This is a genomic window from Azotobacter beijerinckii, from assembly GCF_900110885.1.
Classification (GTDB): Bacteria; Pseudomonadota; Gammaproteobacteria; order Pseudomonadales; family Pseudomonadaceae; genus Azotobacter; species Azotobacter beijerinckii.
Genome location: NZ_FOFJ01000073.1, coordinates 1 through 15,893, shown reverse-complemented (window position 1 = coordinate 15,893; position 15,893 = coordinate 1). Strand labels below are relative to the sequence as shown.

13 protein-coding genes and 4 pseudogenes are annotated in these 15,893 nt (G+C 61.2%); 6 read left to right on the top strand and 11 right to left on the bottom strand.

What is annotated here, in order from left to right:
• The 7 genes from BMY22_RS20420 to BMY22_RS20390 form a co-directional block, all read right to left on the bottom strand.
• Positions 1 to 134, bottom strand: a 134-nt coding sequence (locus tag BMY22_RS20420; protein ID WP_143068571.1) for a pyruvate kinase, incomplete at its 3' end; no start/stop codon positions are given.
• 364 nt (positions 135 to 498) lie between these two features.
• A complete protein-coding gene (locus BMY22_RS20415) occupies positions 499 to 1,806 on the bottom strand; it encodes an MFS transporter (RefSeq protein WP_090625059.1) in 1,308 nt (435 codons plus the stop codon).
• A gap of 301 nt (positions 1,807 to 2,107) precedes the next feature.
• Entirely contained in the window at positions 2,108 to 2,884 is a 777-nt protein-coding gene (gene otnI / locus BMY22_RS20410) for a 2-oxo-tetronate isomerase (RefSeq protein WP_090625058.1), read from the bottom strand.
• Between the two features lie 9 nt (positions 2,885 to 2,893).
• On the bottom strand, positions 2,894 to 3,535 hold the full coding sequence (otnC, locus tag BMY22_RS20405; protein ID WP_090625056.1) for a 3-oxo-tetronate 4-phosphate decarboxylase: 642 nt from the start codon (positions 3,533 to 3,535) through the stop codon (positions 2,894 to 2,896).
• Positions 3,532 to 4,809: a 3-oxo-tetronate kinase gene (otnK, locus tag BMY22_RS20400; protein WP_090625055.1), complete on the bottom strand. Its 1,278-nt coding sequence runs from the start codon at positions 4,807 to 4,809 to the stop codon at positions 3,532 to 3,534. The genes otnC and otnK overlap by 4 nt, the downstream gene beginning before the upstream one ends.
• Positions 4,810 to 4,812: 3 nt before the next feature.
• On the bottom strand, positions 4,813 to 5,721 hold the full coding sequence (gene ltnD, locus BMY22_RS20395; RefSeq protein ID WP_090625053.1) for an L-threonate dehydrogenase: 909 nt from the start codon (positions 5,719 to 5,721) through the stop codon (positions 4,813 to 4,815).
• A gap of 4 nt (positions 5,722 to 5,725) precedes the next feature.
• Entirely contained in the window at positions 5,726 to 6,460 is a 735-nt protein-coding gene (locus BMY22_RS20390; RefSeq protein ID WP_244158942.1) for a FadR/GntR family transcriptional regulator, read from the bottom strand.
• A gap of 174 nt (positions 6,461 to 6,634) precedes the next feature.
• Between BMY22_RS20390 and denD the strand changes: the two genes are divergently transcribed.
• Together denD and BMY22_RS20380 are read left to right on the top strand one after the other, a co-directional pair.
• Positions 6,635 to 7,594 (top strand): D-erythronate dehydrogenase, encoded by a 960-nt coding sequence (gene denD / locus BMY22_RS20385; protein WP_090625050.1) that lies wholly within the window; start codon positions 6,635 to 6,637, stop codon positions 7,592 to 7,594.
• A 293-nt stretch (positions 7,595 to 7,887) separates the two neighbouring features.
• Positions 7,888 to 8,211 (top strand): annotated as a pseudogene (locus BMY22_RS20380) (IS4 family transposase); the annotation flags it as partial.
• On the opposite strand, the pseudogene BMY22_RS20375 reads toward BMY22_RS20380, so the two are convergent.
• The 3 genes and pseudogenes from BMY22_RS20375 to BMY22_RS20365 all read right to left on the bottom strand — a co-directional run.
• A pseudogene (locus BMY22_RS20375) lies at positions 8,208 to 8,575 on the bottom strand (transposase); the annotation flags it as partial. The pseudogenes BMY22_RS20380 and BMY22_RS20375 sit on opposite strands and share 4 nt — an antisense overlap.
• A gap of 57 nt (positions 8,576 to 8,632) precedes the next feature.
• Positions 8,633 to 8,959 (bottom strand): DUF2790 domain-containing protein, encoded by a 327-nt coding sequence (locus tag BMY22_RS20370; RefSeq protein WP_090625049.1) that lies wholly within the window; start codon positions 8,957 to 8,959, stop codon positions 8,633 to 8,635.
• A 343-nt stretch (positions 8,960 to 9,302) separates the two neighbouring features.
• Positions 9,303 to 9,517, bottom strand: a pseudogene (locus BMY22_RS20365) (transposase); the annotation flags it as partial.
• Between BMY22_RS20365 and BMY22_RS20360 the strand changes: the two are divergent.
• Positions 9,512 to 9,742, top strand: a pseudogene (locus BMY22_RS20360) (IS3 family transposase); the annotation flags it as partial. The pseudogenes BMY22_RS20365 and BMY22_RS20360 overlap by 6 nt on opposite strands.
• Before the next feature lie 740 nt (positions 9,743 to 10,482).
• Here the strand turns inward: BMY22_RS20360 and BMY22_RS20350 are convergent.
• Positions 10,483 to 11,415 (bottom strand): LysR family transcriptional regulator, encoded by a 933-nt coding sequence (locus tag BMY22_RS20350; RefSeq protein WP_090625046.1) that lies wholly within the window; start codon positions 11,413 to 11,415, stop codon positions 10,483 to 10,485.
• A gap of 237 nt (positions 11,416 to 11,652) precedes the next feature.
• Between BMY22_RS20350 and BMY22_RS20345 the strand changes: the two genes are divergently transcribed.
• From BMY22_RS20345 to BMY22_RS20335, 3 genes are all read left to right on the top strand, one after another.
• Positions 11,653 to 12,903 (top strand): FAD-dependent monooxygenase, encoded by a 1,251-nt coding sequence (locus tag BMY22_RS20345; protein WP_090625044.1) that lies wholly within the window; start codon positions 11,653 to 11,655, stop codon positions 12,901 to 12,903.
• 374 nt (positions 12,904 to 13,277) lie between these two features.
• Positions 13,278 to 14,648 (top strand): MFS transporter, encoded by a 1,371-nt coding sequence (locus BMY22_RS20340; RefSeq protein ID WP_090625042.1) that lies wholly within the window; start codon positions 13,278 to 13,280, stop codon positions 14,646 to 14,648.
• 354 nt (positions 14,649 to 15,002) lie between these two features.
• The coding region (locus tag BMY22_RS20335) for an OprD family outer membrane porin (protein ID WP_244158941.1) at positions 15,003 to 15,893 on the top strand (891 nt) is incomplete at its 3' end.

Here is a 15,893-nt window from a genome sequence, read left to right as displayed (position 1 = left end):
CGGTGCTCCTCGGCCTTGCCGTGGGAGAAGTTCAGGCGCACCACGTCGACCCCGGCGAGGATCAGGCCTTCGAGGACTTCGGGGGTTTCGGTGGCCGGGCCGAGGGTGGCGACGATCTTGGTTCTTCGCAGCATGGCGTTCATTCCTCTGGGGAAATAGTTGTTCTGTGAAAAGCTCAAGTGGAACGGCTGATGAAAAGGATTTGCCGGCAATATCCGGCGGAGCGAGTCGGAAGTTCACACGCTGTTTTCGATGGACAAGTTAAAGTCTTCGCCAAAAACATCGCAATGAACGTACGACTTGCACCGCCAGTGTGATGGGGTGGAACTTCACAAGTTGCTCCGGGCACACACATTCGAGCGTCCTCGCAAACACTTTGCAATGAATATGAGGGTTATGCTGTCAGAGCGGCGAGTTGTAACTTCGCGAGCTGTTCCCGATGCGCAAGTTCACATGGATGAACTTGCGCATCGTCCCACTAGGCAAATCAAACGATCACTATCCTTGCTCGGCCAGGCGAGTGGATTGTTGATGGATCATTTTCCTTTCGAGCTTGAAGTAGATGAGGACGGTGAGCAGTACACCGAAAATCTCTACCGCTGAGACGAAGTAAAGACCCGCCGCCAAGCTGCCGGTGTATTCCTTGAGGGCGCCGATGCCGAATGGCCCCAGGTAGCCGCCCAGGTTGCCGATCGAGTTGATCAGGGCGATACCGGCCGCGGCGCCGGCGCCGGTGAGGAAGCGTCCCGGCAGTGTCCAGAAGATGGCGGTGCCGGAGAAGATGGTGAAGGCCGTCAGGCTCAGCGCCATCAGTTGCATCGCCGGCAGGGTCGCCCAGGCGCTCAGGAACATTCCCAGCGCACCCAGGAAGTACAGCGCGCAGAGGTGGCCGTAGCGATCGTTCAGTCGGTCCGAACTGCGCGGCACGATCAGCAGGCCGATGATGCCGAACACATAGGGCACCGCCGAGACGAACCCCGTGACCAGATTGCTGCCACCGAACTGATGTACCAGGGTCGGCAGCCACAGGCTGAGACCGTAGTTGCTCAGGGTGACCGGCAGATAGAGCAGCGCCAGCAGCAGGACACGGCGGTCTTTCAGGGCATGCAGGGGATTGCTGTGCTCGGTCTGGCCGTACTCTTGGCGATCAGCCTCCAGTTCCTTGTTCAGCCAGGTGCGATCCTCCTCCGAAAGCCAGCGTGCCTGGGCCGGCGTATCCGGCAGGATGCGCAGGGTCGGCCAGGCCAGCAGCATGGCCGGCAGTCCGATCGTCAGCATCAGCCACTGCCAGCCGTGCATATCGAGGGTGCCGTCCATCCCCAGCAGCGCCCCGGCCAGGGGACCGGTGATCATCAGCGCGATGGGTTGGGCCAGGATGAACAGGCCGAGCACCTTGCCGCGATGGCGAACCGGATACCAGCGGGTGATGTAGTAGAGCACGCCGGGGAAGAAGCCCGCCTCGGCGGCGCCGAGCAGGAAGCGCATCGCATAGAAGCTGTAGGGACCTTGCAGCAGCGCCATGCAGGCGGTGATCGCACCCCAGGTGATGAGGATGCGGGCGAACCAGCGCCGTGCGCCGAAGCGTTCGAGCATCAGGTTGCTGGGGACTTCGAAGATGAAATAGCCGATGAAGAACAGGCCGGCACCGAAGCCGTAGGCGATATCGCTGATCCCGAGATCGGCCGCCATGTGCAACTTGGCGAAGCCGACGGCGGAGCGGTCGATGAACGCGACCATGTAAAGCAGAATCAAGAAAGGAATAAGCCGGAGCGTGATGGTACGAATTATCTGTTTTTCCGGATTCATGGCAAAACCTCCAATTGTTTTTGTTATGGATGTTTTTATAGGCCCGTTCCCTTTGCGGGGGAGTGGCCAGGCACACGTTGCGTCTATCGTCGACGCCGAATTGGGCGAACCCGATTGCGGATCGCTCGATAGAGGCGACCAGGTAGAGCAAGATCGAGAAAAGAGTAAGTGTTGGCGTAGTTGTACGAATTATTTATTCGCCTGGGTTCATGGTAGAGCCTCCATTGTCGTTATTTGCGTTTCCATAAGTCCTCCCGGCTTTCGGGAGGAATGGCAAAGCGCACGTTGGTTCGCGAAGCCATCAACGCCATCTTGAATACCAGCCGAGCCCTTCTTCGGTGAGTCCCCGTGGCGAGTACTCGCAGCCGATCCAGCCGTCGTAGCCGCTGTCGTCGAGGAGTTGGTAGAGATAGGGGTAGTTGACCTCGCCGGTATCCGGTTCGTGCCGGTCCGGAACCCCGGCGATCTGCACGTGCCCGACGCCGGCCTGGAAGCGCCGGTAGGTGGTGGCCAAGTCGCCTTCCATGATCTGCGCATGGAAGAAGTCCATCTGCACCTTGAGGTTGGGCTCGCCGAGTTCGGCGAGGATGGCGTGGCCCTCGGCCTGGCGGTTGATGAAATAGCCGGGAATGCTGCGCGAGTTGATCGGCTCGATCAGCAGGATCAGGCCGTGCTCCTGCAGGCGCCGGGCGGCATAACGCAGGTTCTCCAGATACTGCGCGCGCATCTGCGGGCGCATCGCTTCGTCCGCCACCAGGCCGGCCATGGCATGCAGGCGCGTGCAGCCCAGCGCGCGGGCGTAGTCGATGGCGCGATCCACGCCTTCGCGGAATTCCGCCTCGCGGCCGGGCAGCGCCGCCAGGCCGCGCTCGCCGGCGGTGAAGTCGCCGGGCGGCAGGTTGAACAGCACCTGGGTCAGGCCGTGCCTGTCGAGCTGTTCGGCGATCTGTTCGGCCGGGTAGTCATAGGGAAACAGGAACTCGACCCCCCTGAACCCGGCCGCGGCGGCGCGGGCGAAGCGTTCGAGGAAGGGCGCGTCGTTGAACAGCATGCTGAGGTTGGCGGCGAATCTGGGCATGGGGGCATCTCACCATTGGGCGCCGAAGGTCTGGCGCAGTTCTTCGATTTGTTCTTCGTCGAGCAGGCGCACCGGCTGCTGGCGCAGCAGCAGGTACAGCTTGGCCGTCTCTTCCAGTTCCTCGATGGCGTAGCCGGCGGCCTCCAAGGTCTTGCCGGACACCAGGGGGCCATGATTGGCCAGCAGCACCGCGCTGTGCTTGCCGACCAGGCCGCTGATCGCCTCGCCGAGACGCGGATCGCCCGGGCGGTGGTAGGGCACCAGCGGCAGCCGGCCGACGCGCATGACGAAGTAGGGTGTCAGCGGCGGCAGGGCGGAGTGGGGGTCCAGGCAGTCCAGGCAGGACACCGCTGCCGAGTGGGTGCAGTGCAGGTGGACGATGGCCCCGGAGTCCTCGCGCCCGGCGTAGACCGCATGGTGCAGGAAGGCTTCCTTGGAGGCCTGCTTGCCCGCCAGATGGTTGCCTTCCCAGTCGAGCTTGGCGATGTCGCCCGGATCGAGCTCGCCCAGGCAGGCGTTGGTGGGGGTGAGCAGCCAGCCGTCGTCCAGGCGCGCGCTGATGTTGCCCGAGGAGCCCGGGCTCAGCCCGCGCATGTGCAGGGAGCGGCCGATCTCGACGATCTCCTCGCGCAATCGGGTTTCCTTGCTCATGCCAGCATCCCCCAGGCTTTGACCATGAAATCGACGCTGCCGAAATTGCCGGACTTCAGGGCCAGGCTCAGGGGGCGTCCTCCTGTGGTCAGGGGCTGCGTCCAGGGTACGCCGGGATCGATGCTCGGACCGATGCGCAGGCCGGCGATGTCCAGTGCGCCGACCACGGCGCCGGAGGTTTCCCCGCCGGCGACCAAGAGCTGGCCAACCTCCTGCTCCTGCACCAGGGTGCGGGCGATGCTTGCCAGGGCCTGCTCGACGCGCTCGCCGACCTGCTGGGTGCCGAACTGCTCCTGGACCTTGCGCACCTCCTCGGGGGAACTGCTGGCATAGATCAGCACCGGGGTCGCGGCATCCTGGCGGGCCGCCCAGGCGACGGCTTCCTCGACCAGGGCGCCGCCGCGCGCCATCAGCTCGCCCGCTTCGAGGCGGAAGGACGGGTAGTGCGCCTTGGCCTCGGCGATCTGCGCCAGGGTGGCCTTGGAGCAACTGCCGCTGAGGATCGCCCGGCGGCCGTGGGGAGGCTCCAGGCGGTTGGCGCTGGCGGCCGAGCTCAGGACGCCCCGCTCGCGCCAGGCGCTGGCCAGGCCCAGGGCCAGGCCCGAGCCGGCGGTGACCAGGGGCAGGTCGAGGCAGGCCTTGCCCAGCACCTCCAGGTCGCTGTTGTCGATGGCGTCGCAGATGGCGATGCCGACGCCTTCGGCGCTCAGCTCGGCGATCCGCGCCCGGGTGGCCTCGACGCCCGCGCGCAGGCTGCGGTAGTCGATCAGGCCGACCGGGCGACGGGTCTGCGGCTGCAGCACGCGCAGCAGGTTGGCATCGCGCATCGGGGTCAGCGGATGGTCCTGCATGCCGCTTTCGTTCAGCAGCACGTCGTTGGCGAACAGGTAGCCGTTGAACACGCTGCGGCGGTTTTCCGGGAAGGCCGGGCAGGCCACGGTGAAGCGGCTGCCGAGGGCGTCGAGCAGGGCGTCGCTGACCGGACCGATGTTGCCGTCGGCGGTCGAGTCGAAGGTCGAGCAGTACTTGAAATAGAACTGCCGGCAGCCCTGGCTCTGCAGCCAGGCGAGCGCCGCCAGGGACTGGGCGACGGCTTCCTCGGCGGGCAGGGTGCGCGATTTCAGGGCCACCACCAGGGCGTCGGCATCCCCGGTCGGCAGGGGCCGGTCCGGCACGCCGATGGTCTGCACGGTGCGGGCGCCGCCCCGGACCAGCATGCTGGCCAGGTCGGTGGCGCCGGTGAAGTCGTCGGCGATACATCCGAGTAGCGGCATCGCTCAGCCCTCCGTGCCGTCGTGGGGCAGGCGGATGCCGGGGAAGATCTTCGCCACGGCGATGTCGTCCTCGCGGCCGAAGCCGGCGGCCGAGGCCTGCTTGAACATCTGGTGCGCGCTGGCCGTCAGCGGCAGCGGGAAGACCGCGTCCTGGGCGCTGTCCAGCACCAGGCCGAGATCCTTGACGAAGATGTTCACCGCCGAGCGCGGCTGGTAGTCGCCGGCCAGCAGGTGGGGCACGCGGTTCTCGAACATCCAGGAGTTGCCGGCGCTGTTGCTGATGACCTCGTAGAGCGTGGCCGGATCGCAGCCCTGGCGGATGCCGTAGGCCATGGCTTCGGCCGCGGCGGCGATGTGCACGCCGGCCAGCAGCTGGTTGACCAGCTTGATCTGCGAGCCCTGGCCGGCCTCGCTGCCGAGCCGGTAGACCTTGGTGGCGACGGCGGCGAGCGCCGCCTCGGCGCGCTGGAAGGCCTTTTCCGGACCCGAGGCCATGATCGTGAGTTCACCCTTGGCCGCCCGCTGTGCACCACCGGAGATCGGCGCGTCGATCATCAGCAACTGATGCTCCGCCAGGCGTTCGGCGATGCGCCGGGCCGCCTGGGCGGAAATCGTCGCGCAGGTCAGCACCACGCTGCCGGGCTTGAGGCGGGCGGCGATGCCCTGCTCGCCGAACAGCACCTGCTCGGTCTGCTCGGCGTTGACCACCACGATGAACAGCAGGTCGGTCGCCGCCGCATGCTCGGTCGGGCCGCTCAGCGGCAGGCCGCCTTCGCTGGCGAAGGCCGCGCGGACCTCGTCGCGGATGTCGTAGCCCCAGACGGGAAGGCCGGCCCGCAGTAGCGAGCGGGCCATGCCCAGCCCCATGGAGCCCAGGCCGATGACGCCGCAGGATGGCAAGGGAGTAGTCATTGAATCACCTCTTTGTTGTTGGTCTGTCGGATTCGTCGAGAGCGACCTGCGCCCGGCGCAGACGCTCTTTGGCATTGTCCAGATGGTGGCTGGCGGCCAGCCGCGCGGCTTCCGCATCGCCCGCGGCGATGGCCTCGAGCAGAACCTGGTGCTCTTCGTCCACCTGGCGCATGTAGAGCGGATAGCGGGCCTCGTTGCGGCGGGTCACGCTGATCGCCTGGTAGAGCAGTTGGTGGAGGAAATCGATGGTGCTCAGGAAGTGCTGGTTGCCGGTGGCGACGACGATGGCGCGGTGGAAGGCGAGATCCTCGCGAACGCCGTCCTCGCCGCGCTCGACGGCTTCCTCCAGCGCTTCCAGGGCATTGCGCATGGCCCGCAGCTGCGCCTTGTCGCGATGGAGTGCCGCCAGCTCGGCCGCCTTGATTTCCAGGGCGCTGCGCAGCTCGAGAATCTCCATCACCGACTGCACGTTGCCCTGGGGCGAAGCCAGGCGCAGGACGACCGTCGGCGTGCTGCTCACATAGGTGCCGCTGCCCTGGCGCGAAACCACCAGCTCCTCGCGCTTGAGCATCGAGATGGCCTCGCGGACCACCGTGCGGCTGACCCCGTACTGATCGCACAGTGCCTGCTCGGTGGGCAGGCGGCATCCTGCCGGCAGGATGCCGTCCTGAATCGCCTGGGTCAGGCGCTCCGCCAGGCGTTCGGCGAGCTTGGGGGTGGCTTCGTTCAATGCTTCCACGGGGATTCTCCTGGCAATCGCTCGTGACGGGCGAGTCCTCGGCGAGGGCTGCTTCGACTGCGGCGATTGCGCTGATCTGAAATTCATAATACAACATGACAAATGCTTGTCACGACCTTTCATCCAAAAACAAAACCGGGGCATCCCGCCCCCTCACACGAAGGTAACCACAGCATGAAAATCCTGGTCACCGGTGGTGCCGGCTTCCTGGGGAGCCGCCTCATCCAAGCCCTGCTGCAACCGGAAGCGCTCGATCTCCTGCCTGGCCACGGGCGTATCGTCTCGCTGGATCTGGCACCCTATCCCTACGAGGACCCGCGGGTCGAATCGGTGATCGGCGATATCGCCGACCCGGCGTGCCTCGCCAGGCTGGTCGATGCCGAGACCACCGTCGTCTACCACCTGGCGGCGGTCGTCAGCGGCCAGGCCGAGGCGGACTTCGACCTCGGCATGCGGGTCAACCTGGATGCCACCCGGGTATTGCTGGAAGCCTGCCGGCAGCGCGCCAAAGCGCCCATCCTGGTCTTTGCCAGTTCGCTGGCGGTGTTCGGTGGCGAGCTGCCGGACAAGGTGCCGGAGGATCTGGCGCCCCTGCCGCAGTCCTCGTATGGCGCGCAGAAGGCGATGGCCGAGCTGCTGGTCGGCGATTATTCGCGCAAGGGGTATGTCGACGGCCGAGTCTGCCGCCTGCCGACCATCTCGGTGCGTCCCGGCAAGCCCAATGCGGCGGCCTCTTCGTTCGCCAGCGGGATCATCCGCGAGCCGCTCGCCGGTCTGCCGAGCAACTGCCCGGTGCCGCTGGAGACCCGCCTGTGGCTGTCTTCGCCGGACACGGTGATCGCCAACCTGCTGCATGCCGCACGCCTCGACGGTCAGGCCCTGGGCCTGCGGCGCACCCTCAACCTGCCGGGCATCAGCGTGCGGGTCGGGCAGATGCTCGACAGCCTCGAACGGCTGGCCGGCCTCGAAGCCCGTGCGCGGGTCGGCGACGAGCCCGATCCGCGCATCGAACGTATCGTCTGCAGCTGGCCGGGCGACTTCGACATCCGGCGCCCCCTGCAGCTCGGCTTCGGCGTCGATCGCGACTTCGACGCCATCGTCGCGGCTCACCAGCGGTTCATGAAAACCCAGTGATCGTGGGCGCCGGGCGCGCCCGGAAGGGGGAGGCGGCAGGCTGTGCCGCCGCTTGAGGGCCGGGCCCTTGCCCGCAGGGGCCCTGTTCCGGCGCGCGGGCAGAGCAGGGCAGAGCGGGGGCCGCTCGCCGCGCCGGGAGACGGCTGTCGTTCGGGGCGGCACTGGCGAGAAAGCGGCCCGAGCCTGAGTGATCCCCAGAAATTTTCCAGAAAAATCAAATGGGTATCGCTTGAAGAGGCCTGAGTGGGCGGGCGACGCTGGTTGTCGCCAAACTGACCGATGTCCCCCTACCCATGCAGACCGTCCAATTTCTTGCGCGATGCCTTCGCCAAGGCACTCCCCACGATCCATGCCCGCCGTCTCGAAGCCCTGATGGCGACGGTGGCCGCCCTGCTGCAGGGTCGCTGCCTGAGCCTGACTGCGCTGGGGCGCTTACTGCCTGGCTCGGCCTATCCCAGGCAGGCGATCAAGCGGGTCGACTGCCTGCTCGGCAATCGGCAGCTGCAGGCCGAGAGGGGTTGTTCTACTGGGCCATGCTCCGCGCCCTGCTGCGCGACGCGATCCCCCTGGCCGGACGTTCGTTGCCGCTCTGCGAAGTCGTCCATCCGCACGAGGGCTGGGCATAAATGGCGTTGTAAATAGTCTCGCGGCAGACGTAGGCGTCTTCAAGCTGGGGAAACTCCATGGAGCGCAGCTTGCCGGCAATCTGTTCGGGCGAAAAGCGTTTTCGCAGCAGGTAAGCCACCAGCTCGAACAGCTCGTTGCCGTGCTGGGGCGGCAGGACTGGCGGCGAACCGACATGAATCGTTGGGCCTCATGGGTGACGTAGTGCCCATGAGCTGTGCGGTTGCGCCGAATCTCGCGGCTGATGGTGAAAGGGCTACGGTTCAGCAGGCGGGCAATCCTGTGTTGACTCAATTTGTTCAACAAATCGATCTGGATCGTGGCGCGTTCGGCAACGCTGAGTTCGTGATAAGACATGGCAACACCTTACCGAAACGGTCAAGTGTTGCACTCAGATTTTGCGGCCGCCAAGCATTAGTAGCCGCCTTGGCAACCTGTACCCATGATTTGATAATGCACGGTATGTACCTCACCATGGGTGTCCTCGTAAGTCATGAGAGCTGGAGCTAAACCACAGGCCATCGAATTACTTTCGATAGCAACGACTTTTCTAATATCCAGCTTGTCGCTGTACGTGTAATCATTAACTTCGGCAGTTTTCTCATCGCTAGTTGGCTCATGGGAGGCAGTAAGTTGAGTGTCGGCAGCCAGAGGGTCAGGCTCTACTTCGGCAGCACTCACCGCATTGCCCATAGCTATAAAATAAATCGTAGCTATCGCCAGAACAGCCGAGCGTTTCATGATTATTCTCCTGTTTTATCAAGCGAGCCGATCCCGTTGTCGGGTTTTTCGACGATGCTTGTTTTGAGTTTGAATTTTTTGGGGAGATTTTTCCGTCTTCCTCTTGGTTACTATAAGCGTCTGGTGATGTCGGAGTAAGCATGAGTTTGTTGATTTACTATTGCATAAAAGGAACATATTGCGGCAGCGCCGCCACAGACGTTTTCATCTACTACGTCATAAGGAAGGTCTGAATTAGCCCCGACATTTCCTGCGCGAGCGCTCGATTGCTCGAAAAGCGGCAGTTCCGTGGCAATTCAGGCCGTGCCCTTGACGAGGCGCTTTGCCGGGATGATTTCCCGCATTACGGACGCACCTCTCCTGCATTCGTCAGCAAGTGTCGATGCGCATCCACAGGTTCGACAGGGCGAACAGCGTCACCAACTGCGCGGTGTTCTTCGCCAGGCCGCGGAAGCGCACCTTGACGTAGCCGAACTGCCGCTTGATCACCCGGAACGGATGCTCGACCTTGGCTTGCTGTGCCTTGGCTTTCTCGATCCGACGTTTGACGCGATACAGGTTTATGGCGTGCGCAAGGTCTGGCGGCGGTTACGCCGCGAAGGCATTGTTGTGGCCCGCTGCACAGTGGAGCGACCGATGCGTCAGATGGGCCTGCAAGGCATGGTACGCGGCAAGCCGGTCAAGATCACGACCAGCGACAGGGCCAGGCCATGTCCGCTGGATCGGGTTAACCGGCAGTTCCGTGCCGAGCGGCCGAATGCGCTGTGGGTATCGGATTTCAGTGTGCCGCAGCAAGCGGCGTAAGAAGAGATGAGGGTTGGCCCCTCGCCATCGGCTTGCAGGAGCAGGTGGCAAGCCACCGCAAGCGGCTTGGGCCAAAAGCCCCGGTCGTGAGCGTTGCGGAAAATGCGCCCAAAGGCGTCAGGTGTGAACCCGGAAGGCGAACAACCGTGAACTGCCGTTCAAGTGTCGAAAATACTCGGATGACATCGAAACTGGGGAGTGAAGTTGCTCCAGGAGAAGCTGGGGCGAAACCTGCTTACGGGTCCAGCGGTGTCCGGCATAGAGGCAGCGCGAGCCGGGTTCGGGCTCTTGCGTTGAACTGCGGGAACCTTCGGTGGCGATGGCCAGGGAAAGGCGCAAGCCCGCAAGGCGAGGCCGACAATACCGATGCGCCACCAAGGGGCGGAGCGGCTCGTAGTAGTGATGAAGTCGCTGTAATGGCGAGGGAGCGAAGGGGTCGCATCATCCCGGCATTCGAATGTGCCAACTGCGTGAGCAGGAGGAGCCCATTCGCATGACGAAGTCGTATGAAATTCCCATTAGTCAGCAGACGTAGGGCAGGCAATCACCCGGATCGACCGCATCCGTAGTGCGGGTATTTCGGACCCGACCCTCAACAGACCGTGATTCTCTGGATCATAGCTGTTGAAAGGCGAGACACACGGCATCCCCCGCCTCTACACGGTATCCAGCTGGCGCCGGACCACGCCGACATTGCGGCCGTGCGCTATTTGAGTGATTCAGGACAAAGCCGCTGCGCCGCCTTCCGGTCTGTCGCTGAACTTCTCAAAGAGGAGCTGCCTCAGCCATTGGTTGGCAGGATCCCGGTGATATTTGGCGTGCCAGAACAGCTTGATGGCGATCTCCGGTAGCTGCGCGGGATGAGGCACATAGACTAGGTCGAAGGGCTGCGTGCAGCGCATCGCGAAGCGCTCGGGGACCGTGGCAACGAGGTCGGTCGACTGGAGGAGGGGGCCGACCGCAATGAAATGGGGTACTACCGCTCGTATCCGACGAAGGATGCCTGCCCGATCCAGGATCGTGTCCACCTCGCCGTGCCCGGTGCCGGCAGAGATGACCACCACGTGCTCCAGCGACTGGAACAGATCGAGGGTCATCGGCTGGCTGGCAGCGGGATGCTCGCGGCGGAACATACACACGTAGCGATGCTTGAACAAATGCCGCTGGAAGAACCCTCCCTGTAGTTGGGGTAACAGGCCAATGGCCAGATCCACTTTTCCTAGCTCCAGGTTTTCCCTGAGGCTTACCGCAGTGTTACGCACCGTGCTGATGCAAAGCTGCGGTGCCGTCCGCATCACCTCCTCCATTAAGACGGGCAGGAAATAAATATCGCCGATGTCGGTGACTGCCAGAGTGAAGGTGCGCGTGCTCGTGGCTGGATCGAAGCTGGTTTGCTGATTGAGCGCACCGTGGATAGTCCCCAGTGCGTAGTCGACCGGCTCGGCTAGCTGCTGAGCAAAGGGCGTGGGTTCCATGCCGCGCGAGGTGCGCAGGAAAAGCTCGTCCTTTAGCTGCACCCGCAGACGCTTCAATGCGTTGCTTACCGCCGGTTGCGTGATGCCCAGGGCCTCGGCAACCGCCGAGACTCGCTTATCGATCATCAACTGATTGAAGATCACAAGGAGATTCAGGTCGATGTCCCGCAGTTGCATGCCTTCTTCTCAATATTCACACTGGTGATAATAGTTATAGCATATTGTTTATGTACTTATATGGCAACCTTCTCTATTGTTCGCCCAACGCATCATTAAGGGCAGGCGTGGTTAGGGCGGACTCTCACGCCACGGCATGAGACGCTGTAACTCACCGGTCCCTGTTAAATGCCCCAGCATGATGTCAAGCGTGCTATCTCAATGTGTGTCCACCCTTTATAAGAAAGAGATAATCTTATGAATGACAAAGGAACTAATAAAATACGTCGCATTGCTGTGGTCGGTGGCGGTGTCGGTGGCTTGACCTTTGCGATTGCGATGCGTCACCACGGCATCGACGTTGATATTTACGAGCAAGCGGAGGAGTTGCGTGAGGTGGGTGCTGCGGTCGCCTTGTCCGCTAATGCCACGCGTTTTTATTATGACCACTGGGGTTTGGGCGAGTCGTTTGACGAAGCCGCGTTTGAAGTTTCTGCCTTAATCTACCGGGATGGAAAGACTGGCCGTGAAATCGGCAGGCACGCCGGGGGGCAGGCATATCGAGACCTTTTCGGTGGCCCCTATCTCGGCATCCACCGGGCCGAGTTGCAAAGGATTCTCTCCACCAAGGTGGGTATGGATCGCATCCACCTGGGTAAACGCCTGGCAAATATCGACGATACTGGCGAACAGGTAGTGCTGCACTTTAAGGATGGCAGCAAAGCGGAAGCCGATATCGTCATTGGTGCTGACGGGGTGCGTTCCACCGTACGGAACTTGATGCTCGGCTATGAAGATTACATATACGCGGGGTATACGGCGTTTCGTGGGATTGTTCCAATCGATAAATTACCCAGCATGCCTGATCCGACTGCGATCCAATTCTGGATGGGTGAGTCCGGCCACTGCCTTCACTACCCGATCGGCGGAGACAGAAAAGGAGATATCAATTTCTTTCTCGTTGAACGCACCCCGACGACCTGGCCACTAAAACAGTCGACCGCGCCTACAGGCGACGGTGAACAACTACGCCTCTTTAAAGACTGGCATCCTGCTCTCGTCGAGATGATCGCTTCGAACACCTTGAAGACAGTCAATGAGCGATGGGGAATGGTTTATCGTATGACCCTTGGCCGCTGGAGCAAAGGTCGGGTAACACTGCTCGGTGATGCCGCACATGCCCTGGTACCGCACCATGGACAGGGTGCCAACCAGTCGATCGAGGATGCCGTAGTCCTTGCGGATTGCATTGCCGCTGCGGGTTCCGAGTCGATTGCAGAAACCTTTGAACGTTACGAGCGACTGCGTCGTGGCCGGGCGCGCAAGGTTGTGTATGCGTCCGTGACCACCGGCGATATGCTGCACTTGCCACCGGGTGAAGAGAGGGATCGGCGCGATGCGCGTCTTGCCTCACATGATGCCATGCTGCATCACCTCGACTGGATTCACGGCTTCGACGCTAGCGATTTCAATGAACCAGATGAACGCCAGGGCGGAACTTGGTTGTGATGCGGGTTTTCTACGATTGTCAATCGATTCTGTAAGTTACATCTGAATGTAATGGACAACAGAAGGTCCATGGTGAGCTTTCGGGCTCAGGTCAGGACTTATCTTGACGAGACTGTTCGGGTCATCGGAGCGCTGGAATGCAAATCCAAGCAGTGCATCGCTGACACTTTCAGCATTGACCGTCTGCTGGCAACTCCCGTCTGAGGATCTGACACGCCGCAGCAAGGTCGCCGGTGACATGCCGGCGACCTCTCCAGGGGGTATTTCAACGTACGAGAGGCTCCCCTGGCTCATAAACAGAAGAGGATTGCTCCGTCACAGAAAAAGCTTCGCATGGAAACGGCTCAATAAAATTAATAAAAGGAGTGCCTAAAGTGCGTCAATTAGATATCTATAAGATCGCTGACGAGGCGAAACTCAACCCATTCCATGGGTTGGTTTTGTTTTGGTGTTCACTAATCATTATTTTTGACGGCTACGACCTGGCTGTCGCAGGTATTGCAATGCCTGCAATCATGAAGGACATGGGCGTCAATTCCACGCAAGCGGGATTCATGGCTAGTTCTGCTTTATTCGGGATGATGTTCGGCGCCATTTTCCTGGGCACGCTCGCTGACCGTGTCGGTCGTCGCTGGGTAATCTCCATCTGCATCGTGCTTTTCAGCGTATTCACTGCAGCCGCCGGCCTGACCCAGGATCCTGTCGTCTTCGGTGTGATGCGCTTTTTGGCCGGGCTGGGTATCGGCGGCGTCATGCCGAACATCGTAGCCGAGATGACGGAATACGCCCCGCGACGCATGCGCGCCACACTGGTTACGCTTATGTTTAGCGGCTATTCAGTCGGCGGCATCCTGGCTGCGTTCCTTGGTAAAGCGATGCTGGTAAATTTCGGTTGGCAATCGGTGTTCTACGCGGCGCTTGCACCGATAGTCCTCGTTCCTTTCATCTTCATGTCCTTGCCAGAGTCCATGTCGTTTTTGCATCAGGCAGGCCGCTTTGATGAGCTGAAAGCGATCGTGGCTCGTCTCGACAGAACCTATTCACCTTCCGCCACGGATCGCTTTGTGCTGCCCGAGAGGGATCGTTCAGGCAAGGCACCCGTTCATCATTTGTTCTCGGAAAAACGAAGCTTCAGCACCATCATGCTGTGGCTGGCCTCTTTCATGTGCCTGTTCATGGTGTATGCCCTGAGTACCTGGCTGACCAAGCTGATGGCCAGCGCTGGCTACAACTTGGGGTCGGCCATGACCTTCGTGATGGTCTTGAATCTCGGTGCCATGATAGGCGCCGTAGGCGGTGGTTGGCTGGCAGATCGCTTCAATATCAAATATGTACTGATTTTTATGTATCTTCTCGCAGCCCTGTCGATCACCCTCCTGGGGAGGCCACTGCCGCTGGAACTGCTATTTGTTGTCGTCGGTCTGGCCGGTGCCAGCACGATCGGAACGCAGATCGTGAATAACGCCTTTGTCGGCCAGTTCTACCCAGCTGCAGTTCGATCCACTGGCCTTGGCTGGGCACTTGGCGTCGGGCGTGGTGGCGCGATAATTGCGCCGATTCTGATCGGTGTGTTGGTCGGCATGTCCCTGCCGCTCGAGATGAATTTCGTCGCCATCGCTATTCCGGGTCTGCTTGCTGCTATTGCTATCTCCCTGGTCAATAGCAAGCTTTCGGCAGCTGTCTCTAACTCGTCTATTTCATCTGAAGTTCGGGATGACATCGTAATGGAGAAGGGCTCGGCTTAAAACTTGACGCCAGAGAGGGTGACGATCTGTTTAGTATATGGAGTGACCAAGCTATCGGCAAGTCTTGCTGAGACTGACTATTCAGAGCGAGCTGGGTAATGAGTGGCATTGACAACCAGCCTCGACAGAAGCTTTCAGTGCCACTTCTCAGAATATATCCAATAGATACTTTGTGTGAGTGTTCTATCTAGTGGTGTGAGTCGTAAATTTGCCGCGATTCTTCTAGGAAGAAACAAAGACTTACATACCGAAAACAGCATGCGAATTTATGACTCACCCTACTAGGCACTCTTGATTATCTTGCTAACAATAAAAACAAGAGAATTTAAGATGAGACGGAAGCTACAACTTGTCATGTCCGGCACGATCATTGGTGGCATGCCGCTGGCCAGCGTCGCCGAAAGTGGATTTATCGAAGACTCCACCGCCACCCTGCAACTTCGCAATTATTATTTCATGCGCGACTTCTCCGATATCCAGGGACGAAACCAACAGTCCAAGGCGGAGGAGTGGGCCCAGGGTTTCATTCTAAACTTCAAGTCCGGCTATACTCCGGGGCCCGTCGGCTTCGGCCTTGATGTGCTCGGCCTGATGGGCGTCAAGCTCGACAGCAACAGCGACCGCACCAATACCGGGTTGCTGCCGGTGCACGACGACGGCAAGGCGGCCAGCGAGTATGGCCGCCTGGGGCTGACGCTGAAGGCCCGCTTTTCCAGCACCGAGCTGAGGTACGGCGAGCAGACGCCGAACCTGCCGATCCTGGCGCACACCGACAACCGCCTGCTGCCGCAGACTTACCGGGGGACCACGCTGATCTCCCGGGAGATTCCCGGGCTGACCCTGCAGGCCGGGTGGCTGAACACCGCTGTCATGCGCAACTCGACCGACCATCAGAAGATGACCGCGCTGATCATCAACGACCCGATCAATCCGCGGCGCCTGGCTTACGCTACCGGCGATCACTACAACTACATCGGCGGCGACTACAGCTTCAATTCCAATCGCACCACGCTCAGTTTCTGGCAGGGCCAACTGGAGGACATCTACCAGCAGCGCTTCTACGGCATCAAGCATGCCCTGCCGCTGGGCGCCTGGACGCTGTCCTCGGACATCGGCTACTTCACCGCCACGGAGGACGGCCACAGCAAGGTCGGCAACCTCGACAACCAGCTGGCCTACGGGCTGTTTTCGGCCAAATACAAGGGCCACACCTTCCACGTCGGCTACCAGGGGGTCTACGGCGAC